The sequence below is a fragment of the Enterobacter sp. R-25 genome (assembly GCF_049913205.1).
Taxonomy (GTDB): domain Bacteria; phylum Pseudomonadota; class Gammaproteobacteria; order Enterobacterales; family Enterobacteriaceae; genus Enterobacter; species Enterobacter ludwigii.
The window spans coordinates 3843737-3861631 of sequence record NZ_CP183982.1; the positions used below are offsets into that span (position 1 = coordinate 3843737).

At 53.9% G+C, this 17895-nt stretch carries 16 protein-coding genes; 8 read left to right on the forward strand and 8 right to left on the reverse strand.

Annotated features, from left to right (window positions below; translation table 11 throughout):
- Positions 1–259: 259 nt before the first annotated feature.
- A complete protein-coding gene (locus tag ACN9MQ_RS18260) occupies positions 260–1297 on the forward strand; it encodes a LacI family DNA-binding transcriptional regulator (protein WP_032678896.1) in 1038 nt (345 codons plus the stop codon).
- On the opposite strand, the gene lysA is transcribed toward ACN9MQ_RS18260, so the two are convergent.
- Positions 1267–2529, reverse strand: coding sequence for a diaminopimelate decarboxylase (gene lysA, locus ACN9MQ_RS18265; protein ID WP_185791303.1), 1263 nt, complete (start codon positions 2527–2529; stop codon positions 1267–1269). The two genes, ACN9MQ_RS18260 and lysA, sit on opposite strands and share 31 nt — an antisense overlap.
- Before the next feature lie 122 nt (positions 2530–2651).
- On the opposite strand from lysA, the gene ACN9MQ_RS18270 reads away from it, so the two are divergent.
- Positions 2652–3575, forward strand: coding sequence for a LysR family transcriptional regulator (locus tag ACN9MQ_RS18270; protein ID WP_063156815.1), 924 nt, complete (start codon positions 2652–2654; stop codon positions 3573–3575).
- Here ACN9MQ_RS18270 and ACN9MQ_RS18275 read toward each other — a convergent pair.
- The gene (locus tag ACN9MQ_RS18275) at positions 3570–4262 is read right to left on the reverse strand and encodes an aspartate/glutamate racemase (RefSeq protein WP_025203333.1); all 693 of its coding nucleotides are present in this window, start codon (positions 4260–4262) and stop codon (positions 3570–3572) included. The genes ACN9MQ_RS18270 and ACN9MQ_RS18275 overlap by 6 nt on opposite strands.
- A 136-nt stretch (positions 4263–4398) precedes the next feature.
- Here ACN9MQ_RS18275 and ACN9MQ_RS18280 point away from each other — a divergent pair, with 136 nt between their 5' ends.
- Positions 4399–4722 carry a cupin domain-containing protein gene (locus ACN9MQ_RS18280; RefSeq protein WP_020883766.1) on the forward strand — a complete coding sequence of 108 codons (324 nt, stop codon included), beginning with the start codon at positions 4399–4401 and terminating at the stop codon, positions 4720–4722.
- 40 nt (positions 4723–4762) lie between these two features.
- Here ACN9MQ_RS18280 and wzz(fepE) read toward each other — a convergent pair whose 3' ends face one another.
- The gene (gene wzz(fepE) / locus ACN9MQ_RS18285; protein ID WP_032670189.1) at positions 4763–5887 is read right to left on the reverse strand and encodes an LPS O-antigen length regulator Wzz(fepE); all 1125 of its coding nucleotides are present in this window, start codon (positions 5885–5887) and stop codon (positions 4763–4765) included.
- 541 nt (positions 5888–6428) lie between these two features.
- On the opposite strand from wzz(fepE), the gene ACN9MQ_RS18290 reads away from it, so the two are divergent.
- From ACN9MQ_RS18290 to ACN9MQ_RS18305, 4 genes are read left to right on the forward strand one after another with little or no spacing between them, the layout of a single operon-like run.
- Positions 6429–7319: a carbohydrate ABC transporter permease gene (locus ACN9MQ_RS18290; protein WP_014171468.1), complete on the forward strand. Its 891-nt coding sequence runs from the start codon at positions 6429–6431 to the stop codon at positions 7317–7319.
- Positions 7312–8214, forward strand: coding sequence for a carbohydrate ABC transporter permease (locus ACN9MQ_RS18295; protein WP_025203331.1), 903 nt, complete (start codon positions 7312–7314; stop codon positions 8212–8214). The genes ACN9MQ_RS18290 and ACN9MQ_RS18295 overlap by 8 nt, the downstream gene beginning before the upstream one ends.
- Before the next feature lie 12 nt (positions 8215–8226).
- Positions 8227–9354, forward strand: coding sequence for an ABC transporter ATP-binding protein (locus ACN9MQ_RS18300; RefSeq protein ID WP_047956053.1), 1128 nt, complete (start codon positions 8227–8229; stop codon positions 9352–9354).
- A gap of 14 nt (positions 9355–9368) precedes the next feature.
- A complete protein-coding gene (locus ACN9MQ_RS18305) occupies positions 9369–10655 on the forward strand; it encodes an ABC transporter substrate-binding protein (protein WP_086532911.1) in 1287 nt (428 codons plus the stop codon).
- A gap of 37 nt (positions 10656–10692) precedes the next feature.
- Here the strand turns inward: ACN9MQ_RS18305 and araE are convergent, their stop codons facing one another.
- From araE to kduI, 3 genes are all read right to left on the reverse strand, one after another.
- Positions 10693–12108 carry an arabinose-proton symporter AraE gene (gene araE, locus ACN9MQ_RS18310; RefSeq protein WP_032680358.1) on the reverse strand — a complete coding sequence of 472 codons (1416 nt, stop codon included), beginning with the start codon at positions 12106–12108 and terminating at the stop codon, positions 10693–10695.
- Positions 12109–12421: 313 nt separating this feature from the next.
- Positions 12422–13183, reverse strand: coding sequence for a 2-dehydro-3-deoxy-D-gluconate 5-dehydrogenase KduD (gene kduD / locus ACN9MQ_RS18315; RefSeq protein ID WP_014171473.1), 762 nt, complete (start codon positions 13181–13183; stop codon positions 12422–12424).
- A 63-nt stretch (positions 13184–13246) separates the two neighbouring features.
- Positions 13247–14083 carry a 5-dehydro-4-deoxy-D-glucuronate isomerase gene (gene kduI / locus ACN9MQ_RS18320; protein ID WP_049023257.1) on the reverse strand — a complete coding sequence of 279 codons (837 nt, stop codon included), beginning with the start codon at positions 14081–14083 and terminating at the stop codon, positions 13247–13249.
- 298 nt (positions 14084–14381) lie between these two features.
- Here kduI and ACN9MQ_RS18325 point away from each other — a divergent pair, with 298 nt between their 5' ends.
- The gene (locus ACN9MQ_RS18325) at positions 14382–15557 is read left to right on the forward strand and encodes an oligogalacturonate lyase family protein (RefSeq protein ID WP_040018881.1); all 1176 of its coding nucleotides are present in this window, start codon (positions 14382–14384) and stop codon (positions 15555–15557) included.
- A 152-nt stretch (positions 15558–15709) separates the two neighbouring features.
- Here ACN9MQ_RS18325 and ACN9MQ_RS18330 read toward each other — a convergent pair whose 3' ends face one another.
- Both ACN9MQ_RS18330 and ACN9MQ_RS18335 read right to left on the reverse strand, forming a co-directional pair.
- Positions 15710–16393: a porin gene (locus ACN9MQ_RS18330; protein WP_014171477.1), complete on the reverse strand. Its 684-nt coding sequence runs from the start codon at positions 16391–16393 to the stop codon at positions 15710–15712.
- A gap of 317 nt (positions 16394–16710) precedes the next feature.
- Complete coding sequence (locus ACN9MQ_RS18335; protein ID WP_020883759.1) at positions 16711–17889, reverse strand: acetyl-CoA C-acetyltransferase; 1179 nt, start codon at positions 17887–17889, stop codon at positions 16711–16713.
- Between the last annotated feature and the right edge of the window lie 6 nt (positions 17890–17895).

Here is a 17895-nt window from a genome sequence, read left to right on the forward strand (position 1 = left end):
TACAGCCGGATACTATTGGCATACCAAAAATAGCTTCATGTCGGGTTTTGTTCTGTGATTAAGCTCTCAAGGACGTAACAGGTATTCCAAAATGCAGTTTGTATCGATTTTGGCATACCACTTAAAACCCTGTATGTCGAACTGACCGATCGTTACCTAAAAGCGTGATCGTGCTGGAAGTTTTGCCCTTTCCGCATCGCTTATGCACCGGATGGTCTGTGTTAAACTGCAGATCGTTACGTGGAATCAGGAATGTCTAATGGCAACAATGCTGGATGTCTCATTGCGCGCGGGCGTGTCGAAAGCCACGGTATCGCGCGTGCTGAACGGCACAGGTCAGGTTAAAGAGAGTACGCGTCAGCAGGTGTTTAATGCGATGGAAGAGCTGGGCTACCGCCCAAATTTTCTCGCGCGTTCGCTGGCGAACCAGACCAGCAACAGCATTGGTCTGGTGGTCTCTACCTTTGATGGTTTTTACTTTGGTCGTCTTCTTCAGCAGGCCTCCCGGCAGACGGAAACCCACGGCAAACAGCTGATCGTCACGGATGGTCACGACGCCCCGGAGCAGGAAGAGCAGGCGGTACAAATGCTGGCCGATCGCAAATGCGATGCCATCGTGCTTTACACCCGCTACATGAGCGAAAAAGCGATCATGAAGCTGATCCATTCGGTGCAAACCCCGCTGGTGGTCATCAACCGTGAAGTCAGCCAGGCGCCCGATCGCTGCGTGTTCTTCGAACAGCAGGATGCCGCCTTTAAGGCCGTGGATTACCTGATCAACCAGGGCCACCGGGAGATCGCCTGTATCACCGTCCCGATCCACACGCCAACCGGGAAAGCGAGGCTAATGGGCTACCGTAAGGCGCTGGAAAAGCACGGCATTCGTCTGGACGAGCGGCGGATTAAGTATGGCGATGCGGGAATGACGCGAGGATATGAGCTCTGCAAAGAGCTGATTGCCGACGGTATAGCGTTTAGCGCTCTGTTTGCCTGTAACGATGATATGGCGCTGGGTGCGTCCAAGGCGCTACACCAGGCGGGGCTGCGGATCCCACAGGATATTTCCCTGTTTGGCTTTGACGATGCCCCATGCGCGAAATGGCTGGAGCCAGCGCTCTCGTCGGTTTACCTGCCCATCGACAATATGATCGTTACGGCTATCGATCAGGCGATCCGGCTGGCAAAAAACCAACCGGTCGACGCGATCCCGCCGTTCACCGGTACGCTGGTATTACGCGACTCGGTCACGACGGGGCCGTACTTCACTCAGACGAGTTCCAGCGCCAGCAGTTCCTGAATGGTCTGGCGGCGGCGGATCAGCCGCGCCTTGCCGTTATCAAACAACACTTCTGGCAGCAGCGGGCGGCTGTTGTAGTTTGAGGACATTGACGCCCCGTAGGCACCGGTATCGTGCAGCACCAGATAGTCGCCTGGTTTAACTTCCGGCAGCGCGCGGGTTTCCACTTTCCCCCCTTCCTGCTGGGTAAAGACATCACCAGACTCACACAGCGGGCCCGCGACAACCGTCTCGATACGCGGCGAGTGAGTTAAATCGCGGCCATCGGCAGCCAGAGCCGAAATGTGGTGATAGCTGCCGTACATTGACGGGCGCATCAGATCGTTAAAGCCGGCGTCAATCAGCACAAAGTGGCGCGAGCCCATCTCTTTCACGCTGCGAACCTGCGCCACCAGCACCCCGGATTCAGCCACCAGGAAACGACCCGGCTCAATTTCCAGCTTCACGGCATGACCAAGATGCGCGGCGACCTGGTCACGCGCGGCGCTCCACAGGCCGTAATAGTGATCGGTGTCGATCGCCTCTTCCCCTTCACGGTAGGGAATGGAAAGACCGCCCCCGGCGGAGATCGCCTCCAGATCCTGACCAAACTCGATCACCTGGCGCACCATTGCGCCACAAACCTGCTCAAGGTGCGCGTAATCCACGCCGGAGCCGATGTGCATATGAATGCCCACCAGCTTCAGATTGTAACGCTGCAGTACGTCCAGGGCAGCGGGCATATCGGCATACCAGATACCGTGCTTGCTGTTTTCGCCGCCGGTATTGGTTTTTTGGCTATGACCGTGACCAAAGCCAGGGTTCACGCGCAGCCAGACGCGGTGGCCCGGAGAAACTTGCCCAAGCTGTTCCAGCATATCCACGGACCCGGCGTTTACCGGCACCTGTAGCTCATGGACGCGAGCAAGCGTGGCGTCGTCGATCACATCGGCGGTAAACACAATCGCGTCAGGATCGGTTTTCGGATCAAACCCGGCCGCCAGCGCGCGCTCAATCTCCCCCAGGGAGACGGAGTCGACCTTCACACCCTGCTCACGCATCAGACGCAGAATGTGGATATTGGAGCACGCCTTCTGGGCAAAACGCACCACGTCAAACTGATGCAGGGCAGCAATCTTCTCGCGAACGATCTGCGCGTCGTAGACCCACACCGGACAGCCAAACTCGGCAGGCAGGCGTAGCAGGTTTTCGGCATTCAAATCGGTATCAGTCTGGTTAAGCGGGCGTGGCATGGTCTTTCTCCGGGGTGATATTTTTTTATGATTACGCCACAGCAGGAAGAGAATAAAAAATATCGTTTTATCGCGAGTCTATGCAAAAATGATATGGACAGTTCTCTGTATTCAGGTGACCTATGCCCGCCGTCAATTTACGCCATATCGAGATTTTTCACGCCGTGATGACCACGGGCAACCTCACCGAGGCTGCGCAGATGCTCCATACCTCGCAGCCAACGGTCAGCCGCGAGCTGGCGCGATTCGAGAAAGTGCTGGGACTGAAGCTGTTCGAACGCACCCGCGGCAGGCTTCACCCGACGGTACAGGGGCTGCGCCTGTTCGAGGAAGTGCAGCGCTCATGGTACGGGCTGGACCGCATTGTCAGTGCGGCGGAAAGCCTGCGCGAGTTTCGGCAGGGCGAGCTATCGATTGTCTGCCTGCCCGTCTTTTCACAGTCTTTTTTGCCGACGCTGCTCCAGCCTTTTCTGGCCCGATATCCGGAGGTGAATCTCACGATTGTTCCGCAGGAGTCACCGCTGCTCGAGGAGTGGCTCTCCGCACAGCGCCATGATTTAGGCCTGACCGAAACCCTCTCTACGCCCGCGGGAACGGAACGCACGGAACTGCTCTCTTTAGATGAGGTGTGCGTGCTGCCAGCCGGGCATCCGCTTGCCCGCAAGCAGATTCTGACGCCAGCGGATTTTCACGGTGAAAACTACATTAGCCTGTCACAAACCGACAGCTACCGGCAGCTGCTGGATTCACTGTTTGCCGAGCATCAGGTGAAGCGCAGGATGGTGGTCGAGACCCACAGTGCGGCCTCCATTTGCGCCATGGTGCGCGCCGGGGTGGGCGTTTCGGTGGTGAATCCATTGACGGCGCTGGATTACGCCGGGCGCGATATTGTGATCCGCCCGTTTAGCCTGTCAGTCCCGTTCACCGTGAGCCTGATCCGCCCCCTCCATCGCCCGGTCTCAGCACTGGTGGAGGCGTTTACGGAGCACCTGATAGCCCATGCCCGTCAGGTGGCGCTTCGCTTATCCGATCGGCAAAATTTATGACAGCATAAACTCCACGGCATCGGCGGCATGAATCGCGGCGGTATCGAAGACCGGAATCGGGCTTTGCTCAACCGGCACCAGTAAACCGATTTCCGTACAGCCAAAGATCACCCCTTCCGCCCCCTGCTGCGCGAGTTTTGCAATCACGCTGACGTAATATGCCCGGGATGATTCGCTAAAGGTGCCGAGGCAGAGTTCATCAAAGATAATCTGGTTGATGCGGGCCCGGTCTGCCTCATCCGGGATCAGGCTTTCAATGCCAAACTGGCTGCTCAACCGACCGCGGTAAAAATCCTGCTCCATGGTGTAGCGCGTTCCCAGCAGCGCCACACGACGTAACCCGGATGCGGTGATGGCCCGCCCGGTTGCATCGGCAATGTGCAGGAAGGGCAGCGAACAGCGCGCTTCGATATGGGACGCGACTTTATGCATGGTGTTGGTACAGAGCAAAATCCCCTCTGCTCCCGCACGCTCCAGCCCCAGCGCGGCCTCGGCCAGTATTTCCCCGGCTTTATCCCATTCACCGCTCGACTGGCAGGCTTCGATTTCATGGAAATCTACGCTGTGCAGCAGCAGGCTGGCAGAATGCAGGCCCCCCAGACGTTGCTTCACCCCTTCATTAATCAGGCGGTAATAGGGGATTGTCGATTCCCAGCTCATCCCCCCTAACAGGCCGATCGTTTTCATCATCCCTCCTTATGTGTTTATCCCAGTGAAGCAAACTTGTGATCGTGTTTCCAGTTCTTTGTCACGTCGTTTCTTTTTAACCCATGGTGATATAAATTAAATGAAACATTGTTTTAATACATTCTGGGGTGACGATATGTTTATTTTCCACAACGAGACCACGCTTGACGATCTGGGGAACGGCGTGACGCGCCGTATTCTTGCCCATGGCGGTAAAATGATGGCGGTGGAGGTGAATTTTGAACAAGGCGCGACAGGCCCACTGCATAACCATCCTCACGAACAGTTAACTTATGTGCTGTCCGGCGAGTTTGAGTTCACGATTGGAGATGAAAAACATGTGGTGACAGCCGGGGATACCCTCTACAAAAAGCCACATGTGATGCACGGCTGCGTGTGTCTTAAACCCGGCACGCTGCTGGATACCTTCACGCCGGTACGTGAGGATTTTTTGAAATAAAAAAGGGCGCTGATGACAGCGCCCTTCTCGTCTGCGTTTTTTATTCCGTTACAGGCTCGACCAGAGGATTGCGGCTGAGCATGGCCTCACGCAGTAATACGCTGCCACAGGCAAACAGCCCGCCCAGCAGTCCCGCCAGGATCACAATCAGGGCTTTGCCCGGACCGTCTTTTTTCACCGGCATGGATGGAGAGAGCTGATACTTGAACGGTTCAAGTTTGACGTCTTCGACAGACAGCTTTTTCAGCTGCGCCAGGTAGTATTCCCGGTTCTGGAAGTCCGCGTTCAGCTCAGCGATGTCCTTGAGATTTTTTTCAATCTGCAGTTTTTGCGCGATACCGTCGGCACCGAGCGCGACGGAGTAATCCGGATCGTCTTTAACCGCCTGACCGTTGCTGTAGACCGGCTTTTTGATGCCCGCCGCGTTGGCCACTTCCAGAGAATAGTTAAGACGCTGCAGATTGGTGTTGTGAACATTCGTCAGACGTACCCGATCCAGCTCCAGCTGCTGCTCCACCACTTTGGTTTTTAGGGTGATCTGGTTACGGATATTCTCCATGGTTTCCTGCTCAACAATCTGCGAGATGTAATCCACGTAACCTTTAAGAACCGTTTGCGCATCCCCCGCCGTCGGCGCGGTGAAGCTCAATGTCCACGAGACGTACGGCGCTTTATCCGCGTCTTTTGCCAGGGTGTTATCTACCGCTTTCATCTTTTCGGAGATATTGACCACCGCACGATGCAGCTCAAGCGGATCCACATCAGTGCCTTCCAGCTGTGCCATCACGTAAGGTGAGGATTTCATGTACTCCTCAAGCAACGACTGCGACTGGAACTTTTTAATAAACTGGTTAAACACGTCCGGACGGGTAATTTTCACGTCCACGTCGAGCACCTGCAGGGCGACCATCATCTGGCGCAGCGGGTTCCACTGCGTCTGTTCCGCCGGTGTGATCACCGCTTTACTGGTCCATTTTTGTGGCAGTAAGAACGCGATGGCCAGTCCAACCAGTGCGAATGCGAAGGCAATCACGACGATACGTTTTTTTGCCGCCAGAAGAACTTCTAACAGTCCCAGAAGGTCAATTTCTTTGGAACTGACTGCCGGGGCCGCGTAATGGGGGAAGTCGAGATCCGTATTTTTTTTGAAATCCATTGCTGACATAGCCATTCTTCTTTTGAGGGTGCAGACCATTTCTGCCTGATTGGTTACAGTGGTCCGATGATACAAGAAAGTAAGAATTATCTGAACGAAAGAATGATCCAGCTGTAGACCTGCTATCAGAATTAGTAGTTAGTTTCTCCACGGTATTGTCTTTATTAATCATCCGGTTCTTTCCGCCCCGCCCTCCTCTCTCTTCTTTGAACGCCTGAAATAGCGCAAAAATGCCATCCTCATCACCTTATTGAAACACCGTTTCGACTTTGATCACATTTCCGCTATTAAGCGAATGACGCAGAAACAAATAGCAATAATATAAAATAAAACGGCGTTTTATTATCCAGGAACACGAGTTCTACCGTATTGAAACCCAGGCGTTTCGCTCAACGATGAAATCGGAAAAAGTCTTATAAAACAAAGTTAAATGAAGTAACCGTGACACGTATTACCCAGAACATTGCCGTTCAGGCTCGGTTTCGACAGCCTGAAAGGTTGTTACAGACGCAGATTCCGTTTTAAACCATTGATTACCAGGTAGGTAAGTATGAATGAAAACAAGCTGCTGGGGCTCGCGTGGATATCACCCTACATCATTGGGTTGATACTCTTTACGGCTTTCCCCTTCGTCTCATCGTTTTTCCTGAGTTTTACGGATTACGACCTGATGAGCCCGCCGGTATTTAACGGCATTGAAAATTACCGCTACATGTTTACGGAAGACACGCTCTTCTGGACATCAATGGGAGTGACGTTTGCGTATGTATTTCTGACCATCCCCCTGAAGCTCGCCTTTGCATTAGGGATTGCGTTTGTTCTGAACTTTAAGTTACGCGGTATTGGATTCTTCCGTACCGCCTACTATATTCCGTCGATCCTCGGCAGCTCCGTGGCCATTGCTGTTTTGTGGCGCGCGCTCTTTGCCATTGATGGTCTGCTGAACAGCTTTATTGGCGTATTTGGTTTTGACCCGGTGAACTGGCTGGGTGAGCCCTCGCTGGCCCTGATGTCGGTCACCCTGCTGCGCGTCTGGCAGTTCGGTTCCGCGATGGTCATCTTCCTGGCCGCGCTGCAAAACGTTCCGCAGTCGCAGTATGAAGCGGCGATGATCGATGGGGCATCCAAATGGCAGATGTTCACGAAAGTGACCGTGCCGCTGATCACGCCGGTGATTTTCTTCAACTTCATTATGCAGACCACCCAGGCGTTCCAGGAATTTACCGGACCGTATGTCATTACCGGCGGCGGGCCAACGTATTCCACTTACCTGTTCTCACTCTACATCTACGACACCGCGTTCAAATACTTTGACATGGGTTACGGCGCAGCACTGGCGTGGATCCTGTTCCTGGTGGTGGCCATTTTTGCCGGTATCGCCTTTAAGTCATCGAAATATTGGGTGTTCTACTCCGCCGATAAAGGAGGCAAAAATGGCTGATATCCAACAACTTTCCACGGCGAGGACGATTGCCGAGCGTGAAGTCGCCCGCACGCTGCGCAGAGAGAAAATTAACGCCGCTGTGCGCTACGTGATCCTGCTGTTTGTCGGCCTGCTGATGCTTTATCCGCTGGTGTGGATGTTCTCGGCGTCGTTTAAACCGAACCACGAGATTTTCACCACTCTCAGCCTGTGGCCTGCCCATGCGACCTGGGACGGTTTTGTGAATGGCTGGAAAACCGGCACCGAATACAACTTCGGCCATTACATGCTGAACACCTTTAAGTATGTGATCCCGAAAGTGATCCTGACCATTATCTCCTCCACCATCGTGGCGTACGGCTTTGCGCGCTTTGAAATCCCGTGGAAGAAATTCTGGTTCGCCACCCTCATCACCACCATGCTGCTCCCCAGCACCGTGCTGCTGATCCCGCAGTACCTGATGTTCCGTGAAATGGGCATGCTCAACAGCTATATGCCGCTGTACCTGCCGCTGGCCTTCGCCACCCAGGGGTTCTTCGTCTTCATGCTTATCCAGTTCCTGCGCGGCGTGCCGCGTGACATGGAGGAGGCGGCGCAAATTGACGGCTGTAACTCGCTTCAGGTGCTGTGGTACGTGGTGGTGCCGATCCTGAAACCGGCCATTATCTCCGTCGCCCTGTTCCAGTTCATGTGGTCAATGAACGACTTTATCGGGCCGCTTATTTATGTCTACAGCGTGGATAAATACCCGATTGCACTGGCTCTGAAAATGTCCATCGACGTCACCGAAGGGGCGCCGTGGAACGAAATTCTGGCAATGGCGAGCATCTCCATTCTGCCATCCATCATTGTCTTCTTCCTGGCACAGCGCTACTTCGTCCAGGGCGTCACCAGCAGCGGAATTAAAGGTTAAGAGGGAAATATTATGGCTGAAGTTATCTTCAACAAACTGGAAAAGGTCTACTCCAACGGCTTTAAAGCGGTACATGCCATTGACCTGAAAATCGCTGAAGGAGAGTTCATGGTGATCGTTGGCCCCTCCGGCTGCGCCAAATCCACCACCCTGCGCATGCTGGCCGGCCTGGAAACCATCAGCGGGGGTGAAGTCCGCATCGGCGATAAGATTGTGAACAACCTCGCGCCGAAAGAGCGCGGGATTGCGATGGTGTTCCAGAACTACGCGCTCTATCCCCACATGACGGTGCGCGAAAACCTGGCCTTTGGTCTGAAGCTGAGCAAACTGCCAAAAGATCAGATTGAATCTCAGGTCAACGAAGCGGCCAAAATCCTTGAGCTGGAAGAGTTACTCGACCGCCTGCCACGCCAGCTTTCCGGCGGCCAGGCACAGCGGGTGGCGGTAGGCCGTGCGATTGTGAAAAAGCCGGATGTATTCCTGTTCGACGAACCGCTGTCAAACCTCGACGCCAAACTACGCGCCTCAATGCGCATTCGTATTTCCGACCTGCACAAGCAGTTGAAGAAATCCGGTAAACCGGCGACCACCGTCTACGTCACCCACGACCAGACCGAAGCGATGACCATGGGCGACCGCATCTGCGTGATGAAGCTCGGCCACATCATGCAGGTTGATACCCCTGACAACCTCTACCACAAGCCGAAAAACATGTTCGTGGCAGGCTTTATCGGCGCGCCGGAGATGAACATTCGTCAAAGCCTGCTGGTGGAAAGCGCCGGGAAACTGCACATCGCCATCGGCAATGAAACCATGCCGCTGAATGCCGGGATGCAGGAGAAAGTCTCCGCTTATGCCGGGCAGGCCATTTACTACGGCGTACGTCCGGAATTCGTTTCCCTCTCCGACGCACCATTCGTTGACGGGGGCTGCAGTGGCGAAATGGTTCGCGTGGAAAACATGGGCCACGAATTCTTCGTCTATCTGAAGGTTGCGGACTACGAACTGACCGCCAGAATTCCTTCCGATGAAGCTAAGCCCATGATTGATAAAGGCCTTCATCGCAAGGTGTATTTCAGATTTGATATGAATAAATGTCATATTTTTGACGCAAAAACTGAACAGAACCTCTCTCTCTGATGGAGTTTATAAAAATGAAAAAAGTGCTTTTAAGCGCAGCAATCTCCGCGACGCTGGGCCTTACCGCTTTGCCATCGATGGCGCAAGATGTCGAATTACGCATGTCCTGGTGGGGTGGTAATGGCCGTCATCAGGTGACGTTGAAAGCGCTGGAGGAATTCCATAAGCAGAACCCGGATATCAACGTTAAAGCAGAGTACACCGGCTGGGATGGGCACCTCTCCCGCCTGACCACTCAAATTGCGGGCGGCACCGAGCCGGATGTGATGCAGACCAACTGGAACTGGCTGCCAATCTTCTCGAAAACCGGCGACGGGTTCTACGACCTGAACAAAATGAAAGACGTGATCGACCTGACCCAGTTCGATCCCAAAGAACTTCAGTCCACCACCATCAACGGCAAGCTGAACGGCATTCCGATCTCCGTCACCGCACGCGTGTTCTACTTCAACGACGAGACCTGGAAAAAAGCCGGTATTGCATACCCGAAAACCTGGGACGAGCTAATGGCGGCGGGTAAAACCTTCGAGAGTAAACTCGGCAAGCAGTACTACCCGGTCGTGCTGGAGCATCAGGACACGCTGGCGTTGCTGAACTCGTACATGATTCAGAAGTACAACATCCCTGCCGTGGACGAGAAAACCAAGAAGTTCGCCTACAGCAAAGCGCAGTGGGTGGAATTCTTCCAGACCTACAAAATGCTGGTGGATAGCCACGTCATGCCGGACACCAAATACTATGCGTCGTTTGGTAAGAGCAACATGTATGAGATGAAGCCGTGGATCCAGGGAGAATGGGCGGGAACCTACATGTGGAACTCCACCATCAACAAGTATTCCGATAACCTGAAGCCACCGGCAAAACTGGTGCTGGGCAGTTACCCGATGCTGCCGGGCGCAACCGATGCGGGCCTTTTCTTCAAACCGGCGCAGATGCTCTCGATTGGTAAATCCACCAAAAACCCGGAAGCGGCGGCGAAACTGATTAACTTCCTGCTGAACAGCAAAGAGGGAGTGGATACGCTGGGTCTGGAGCGTGGCGTGCCGCTGAGTAAAGCCGCGGTGCAGTTCCTGACCGAAGACGGCACCATCAAAGAGAGCGATCCGTCGGTCGCGGGGCTGCGTCTGGCGCAGTCTCTGCCGGCCAAACTTTCCGTGTCACCTTACTTTGACGATCCGCAGATTGTGGCCCAGTTCGGCACCTCTCTGCAGTACATCGATTATGGACAGAAATCCGTGGAAGAGACCGCCGCTGACTTCCAGCGTCAGGCTGAACGTATTCTGAAACGCGCGATGCGCTAACGAAAACCGGGTGGCCTCTTCGCCACCCGGCAACAGATTACACGCCAATATTACGCAGCTTCTCGCCGGACATCAGCCTGCGCTCGATATGCTCCAGCGTGACGCCTTTGGTTTCAGGGATCAGCCAGAACGTGACCCCGATAAACGCGACGTTGAGAACCGTATAGAGCCAGAAGGTTCCTGCCGCGCCAATTGAATCCAGCAGCGTCAGGAAGGTCGCGCCGATGATCATGTTCGACACCCAGTTGGTAGTCGTGGAACAGGTGATACCAAAGTCGCGGCATTTGAGCGGCTGAATTTCGGAACACAGGATCCACACGACGGGCGCAGCGCTCATCGCATATCCGGCAATACACATCATGGTCATGCCAACAGAGAGCCAGGAAAGACCGCTTGAGGCCGTGCCGTTATCAAACTGCATCAGGCAGTAGCCAAGGATCAGCGTACCGAGCGCCATGACGCTAAAGCCAATCTTGAGTGCCGGTTTACGTCCGGCTTTATCCACGGTGAACACCGCGATAAAGGTGGCGAACATAAAGGTCAGCCCCACCACCAGCGTGGCAACCATTTGCTGTTCCGTGGTGGTGAACCCCGCCATTTTGAAGATACGTGGCGCGTAGTACATGATGATGTTCATCCCGGTGAACTGCTGCATCGCCTGCAGCAACATGCCGAGGAACACCGCGCGACGTACGTTGCGGTTGATCTTAAACAGCGCCCAGCCCCCCTGCTTCAGCTTCAGGCTTTCGCGGATCTCGTTCAGCTCTTCACGTGCTTTTTCTGAGGTATCACGCAGCATCCGCAGCACCTCTTCCGCTTCCACATGACGGCCCTTTTGCGCCAGCCAGCGCGGACTGTTTGGCAGGAAAACCACCAGAACAATCAGCACCAGCGCCGGGAGCGCCAGCACGCCCAGCATCGCACGCCAGTTGCCGCTGTAGCTGAAATAAGTGTCAGACAGAAACGCCAGCACGATGCCCAGCGTCACCATCAGCTGGTACATACTGATCATCTTGCCGCGCACGTTCTCGCTCGCCATTTCGGAGAGGTACAACGGCGCAGTGTAAGAGGCAATCCCCACCGCCACGCCGAGCAGCACGCGGGAGAGCAGCAGCATTTCCACGTTCGTGGCAAATGCTGACCCAATGGAGCCGGCGACAAACAGAATCGCCCCCACCATCAGGCTGTATTTTCGCCCGAGGCGGAACGAAAGCCAGCCGTTAAACAGCGCGCCGATGGCCGCACCCAGCATCATGCTGCTGACCACCCACTCCTGCAGGCGGTTACTCAACGTAAAGTGATCGGTGATAAAGGGCAGCGCCCCGGCGATCACGCCAATATCCAGACCGAACAGTAAACCGGCCACTGCAGCCGCGATGGAGACAAACTGATTCATGCGTCGGGTATCACGCAACGCGGCGGGCATAAGGGTAGAGTCATTTATAGATGTCATATTTTCCTGCCTGAACAGCGAAATTCGTTAACTGAAATTACGAGATAGCGCGGAAAAGTGTCAGGCCGTAATTCGCGAAGATATGGATTATTTCGCTGTGGCATAGCGATCTGTGATGGACATTACAATTTCAACTAACGATGAAATACCGCCAGTTTTTATTAATCATTTAATTTTTAAGCAATAAAACTGTGATGCATATCATTTATGATTTTTTAGTATGGATTTTTCGTCTTGAGCCATATGGATAATGGCAATTTTTGGGCAAAAAAAACCTCCACCCACCGGCAGAGGTTTAAGACGGAATACGCAATTAACGCGCCAGCCAGCCGCCATCGACCGCCACGGTATAGCCGTTGATGTAATCGGATGCCGGAGAGGCCAGGAACACGATCGGTCCCTTGAGATCGTCCGGAAGGCCCCAGCGGCCTGCCGGGATACGGTCGAGGATTTCCGCGCTACGCTGTTCGTCAGCACGCAACTGCTGAGTGTTATTCGTCGCCATGTACCCCGGCGCAATCGCGTTGACGTTGATGTTGTGCTTCGCCCACTCGTTTGCCAGCAGACGGGTAACGCCCATCACCGCGCTCTTGGATGCGGTATAAGACGGCACGCGGATACCGCCCTGGAAGGAGAGCATAGAGGCGATATTAATGATCTTGCCGCCTTTCCCCTGGGCAATGAAATGTTTCGCCGCCGCCTGGGACATAAAGAACACGCTCTTAATGTTCAGGTTCATCACGTCGTCCCAGTCGCGCTCGCTGAAATTAATCGCGTCTTCACGGCGAATCAGTCCGGCATTGTTCACCAGAATGTCGATATGGCCGAATTCCGCCACCGCGCGATCCAGCAGTTCAGGGATGGCGTCAATTTTACGCAGATCGGCGGTCAGGCTCAGAAAACGACGCCCCAGCGCGGTGACGCGCTCGATGGTTTCAGTAGGTTCAACAATGTTAATCCCGACGATATCGCAGCCCGCTTCCGCCAGCCCTAACGCCATACCCTGGCCCAGTCCGGTGTCACAACCGGACACCACAGCCACTTTACCCTGCAGAGAAAATGCATCCAGAATCATGTTTGTTCCTTAATCTTTCAGCGCCTGTCACCAACAGGCAGGTTTATGCTTAACTGCCTGCGGCTAGCGCAGCTCGTTAACCGCGACGTGGTCCATGTCATCAAAGACCTGGTTTTCACCGACCATACCCCAGATGAAGGTGTACGCTTTCGTGCCTACGCCCGAATGAATAGACCAGCTCGGCGAAATCACCGCCTGCTCGTTATGCATCACGATATGGCGCGTTTCCTGCGGTTGCCCCATCATGTGGAACACGCAGGCGTCCTCGTCCATGTTGAAGTAGAAATACACTTCCATACGGCGCTCGTGGGTATGGCACGGCATGGTGTTCCACAGGTTGCCCGGAGCAAGCTCGGTCAGCCCCATGCTGAGCTGGCAGGTTTCCAGCACATCCGGAACAAAGTATTTATTGATGGTGCGACGGTTGCTGGTGAGGTTGTCACCCAACGTCACCGGGGCGACATCCGCCGGGGTCACTTTTTTGGTGGGATACGGGGTATGTGCGGGCGCACAGTTGTAGTAAAACTTCGCCGGTTTACCGCTGTCGATGCTGGCGAACACGACCTCTTTCGCCCCTTTACCAACATACAACGCGTCGCGATGACCTATCTCATAGCACTGTCCGTCTACGGTAATGGTGCCGGGGCCACCGATGTTAATCACGCCCAGCTCGCGACGCTCAAGGAAATAGCTCACACCAAGCTGTTTACCCACTTCTCCGCCCACGGAGACGGTCTGCGTCACCGGCATAATCCCGCCAACGATAATACGGTCGATATGGCTGTAGACCATGGTGTACTTATCGGCCTCGAACACCTGCTCGACTAAAAACTCATTGCGCAGCCCCTGAGTATCCAGCGTTTTGGCGTGCGCACTGTGGATGCTTTGTCTGACGTCCACCGTAACCTCCAGAAATGATCGTGCCCGCAGGCAGAAAATTAACGAAACGACGTTCCGTTTTCATAATGAGCACAGTCTAGCCCCAGAGAAGGGGGTTTTCAATTACATTTAAAACAACGTTTCATTTTTTCTGTTTGTTTATACCAGAAATGGCGTTCGGATCACGATAAAGAGAGCCAGACATTAATCTCGCCAATGAAACAGACAAAGTGCGCCATCAGTCACACATAATGAAACATTGTTTTGATAATTTAATACTCACTTTTTAATCTACTTTTATCGTTCAAAGGAGTGCATTATGGCTAAAGGTATGCGGGTCAAGCTGAACTACGCGGTCAGCCACGATCCGGATACAGGCGTGGAAGTCACCCGCCTGACCCCACCCGACGTGACCTGTCACCGCAACTACTTCTACCAGAAGTGCTTCTTTAATGATGGCAGCCACCTGCTGTTCGCAGGAGCGTTTGACGGTCACTGGAACTACTACCTGCTGGATCTGCAGAAGGCCGAAGCGGTACAGCTGACGGAAGGCGCGGGGGATAATACCTTTGGCGGGTTCCTCTCTCCGGATGATAAATCCTTCTACTATGTGAAGAACGACCGCACGCTGCTGGAGGTGGATCTCCATACCCTGGTAGAACGCGAGGTGTACCGTGTCCCTGATGACTGGGTCGGTTACGGTACCTGGGTCGCCAACAGCGACTGCACCAAACTGGTTGGGATAGAAATCGCCCGACGTGACTGGACGCCGCTCAACGACTGGAAAATTTTCCACGACTTCTTCCATAAGGGGCCGCACTGTCGACTGCTGCGGGTGGATCTGAAAACCGGTTTAAGCACCACAATCCACGAAGAGAAAAACTGGCTTGGCCACCCTATCTATCGTCCGTTTGATGACAACACGGTGGCGTTTTGCCATGAAGGGCCGCACGACCTGGTTGACGCCCGCATGTGGCTGGTCAACGAAGATGGTACGCACGTGCGCAAAGTGAAAACGCATGCGGAAGGCGAAAGCTGTACCCATGAATTCTGGGTGCCGAACGGCTCTGCCCTTGTGTATGTCTCTTATCTGAAGGGCCAAAAGGGCCGCACCATCTGCAGCTTCAATCCGGATACGGGCGTCAATGACGCAGTCATGCCAATGCCCGCCTGTTCCCATCTGATGAGCAACGTTGACGGCTCCCTGCTGGTGGGCGACGGTTCAGGCACGCCGGTTGATGTGAAGGATACGCACGGTTACACCATCGATAACGATCCGTATCTGTACGCCTTTGACGTGGCGAAAAAAAGCTACTTCCGCATTGCCCGTCACGACACCTCCTGGGCAACGGTGGCAAATAGCCGCCAGGTCACCCACCCGCATCCCTCCTTTACTCCGGATGAGAAAGCGGTGCTGTTCAGTTCCGATAAAGACGGCCAACCCGCCCTCTATATCGCGAAACTTCCTGAGCAACCTGAAATGTTGCATGCATGATTTGAGTTTGTGTTTCTGTAACTGGCCTTGCCCTCCGTTTCGGAGGGCTTTTTTTTCAGTGGGCTTTTGCCCGTTGGGTGGCGCTTATCAGGCATGGGAAAGCCGGGTAGGCACTGGCGCTACCCGGCAATGTTCAGCGGAATAACGTGATATCAGAAAGAATAGGCCACGCCTAAACGAAGGCGGGTCTGGCGTTCATCGGTGTCTTTCACGCCGATGTTACCCACTTCAACATACGGTGCCCAGTTTTTATCCCATTTATACGCCAGCTTGGCGTTATATTCGTTGGAATAATCTTTGTTATTATTACGAACCATACCTTCAGAACTCTTCGCATAAACATAATTGAGTTCGGTACGCCAGTCACCCATTACCCAGCCAACCCAGGCATCACCACGGTTAACTTTGTCGTCATCTTTATTCGAGCTTGACGGGTAGCGGGTATATTCATAACGATAACGCGCGGCAACGTAGAAGCCGTTGTCGAAACTATATTGCAGATGCAGATTCGGTTTATATATTGTGCGACTGTCGTTACTTTCAAGGGTAAACGCCGGCGTCAGTGCAATATTCTCAGTCGCTTTCCAGCGCCAGCTAATTTGATCTTCATGCCCGTTACCCACCACATCCGCAAACGGCTGGTCGGCTTTATCACCGCCGGATTTCCATTTAGCTTCTACAGAAAAACCGACCCCGTTAGCAAAGCGATGTGAGACCGAGACACGGTCAGCATTGGCACCACTGTCGATATATTCATGGCGCAGATCGACGGTAACGGCCTGAGCCATGAAGGACGTACCGATAAGGGAAGTAAGGACCAGAGATTTCTTAAACATGAAAAAACCCTCAACTGAAATAATGTTTCTTATTTATGAAACTGCAGTTTATTTTTTAAAGAACATTATTTTAGTGACAAAGATCGTAATTATTTGTTTCATTTTTTTTGGCAAAGATGGACGTGACACCCATCAACAAACAGGGTGTATTAACGTGAAATTATCGGAGGGGGATCACACTAAGACGTTAACAACGATAATAATTAAGGCCGTAATTATTCAATAGCAGAGTGAGAATGTGCTAATAACGGTTAATTCGTCATACGTTATGTAAAAAAAAACCTCCTGAAGGGAGGCTCTTTTATGCGGGCGGGATTTTAGCGTTCAATGGCGAGGGCGACACCTTGTCCACCACCGATACAGAGCGTCGCAATGCCTTTGCGGGCATTGCGCTTTTTCATTTCATGCACCAGCGATACCAGAATTCGACAACCGGACGCGCCGATAGGATGACCCAGTGCGATTGCCCCGCCGTTCACGTTCACCCGCAGGGGATCCCATTCCAGCATTTTACCAACCGAGATTGCCTGTGCGGCAAAGGCCTCGTTGACTTCAATCAGATCCACATCAGAGAGTTGCCACCCTGCGCGTTCCAGGCAGCGACGGGTAGCATAAACCGGGGCGATACCCATTAACGCAGGATCAACACCCACGCTGGCAAATGCTTTAATGCGGGCCAGAACGGGCAGATCCAGCTCGAGGGCTTTGCTTTCACTCATCATCATCACGGCCGCAGCGCCATCATTAATGGAGGAGGCGTTTCCCGCCGTCACTGAGCCCTGAGTTTCAAACGCAGGATTGAGCCTCGCCAGCCCTTCAGCGCTGGCGTCGGTGCGCGGCTGCTCATCGGTATCCACCACGGCAACCTCACCGTTCTGACGCTGCGTGCTGACCGGGACGATTTCATCCCGAAAGCGCCCGGCATCAATCGCCGCGCGCGCTTTTTGCTGCGAGCTTAACGCGTAAGCGTCCTGCAACTCGCGGCTGATACCATACTCACGTGCCAGATTTTCCGCCGTCACGCCCATATGATAGTCATTGAACGCATCCCACAGACCGTCATGCACCAGACTGTCGAGCAACTGGCTGTTGCCCAGCTGCGCGCCGGTACGGCTGTCGGTCAGCACGTGTGGTGCCCGGCTCATATTTTCTTGTCCGCCGGCAATCACGACATCCGCTTCACCACACTGAATGGCCTGCGTCGCCAGATGCAGCGCTTTTAACCCTGAGCCACAGACGTCGTTGATGGTGATAGCGGAGACGGTATTGGGCAGGCCACCCTTGAGCGCCGCCTGACGGGCAGGGTTTTGCCCGGCACCGGCGGTCAGCACCTGTCCCAGGATCACCTCATCAATTTCATGTGCTGCAATCCCGCTGCGTTCCACCAGCGCTTTCACCACTACGCTGCCCAAATCAACAGCCGAGTGGCGTGCAAGCGCCCCCTGAAAACAGCCGATAGCCGTACGCAACGCACCCACTATAACGACATCTTTCATCACAAC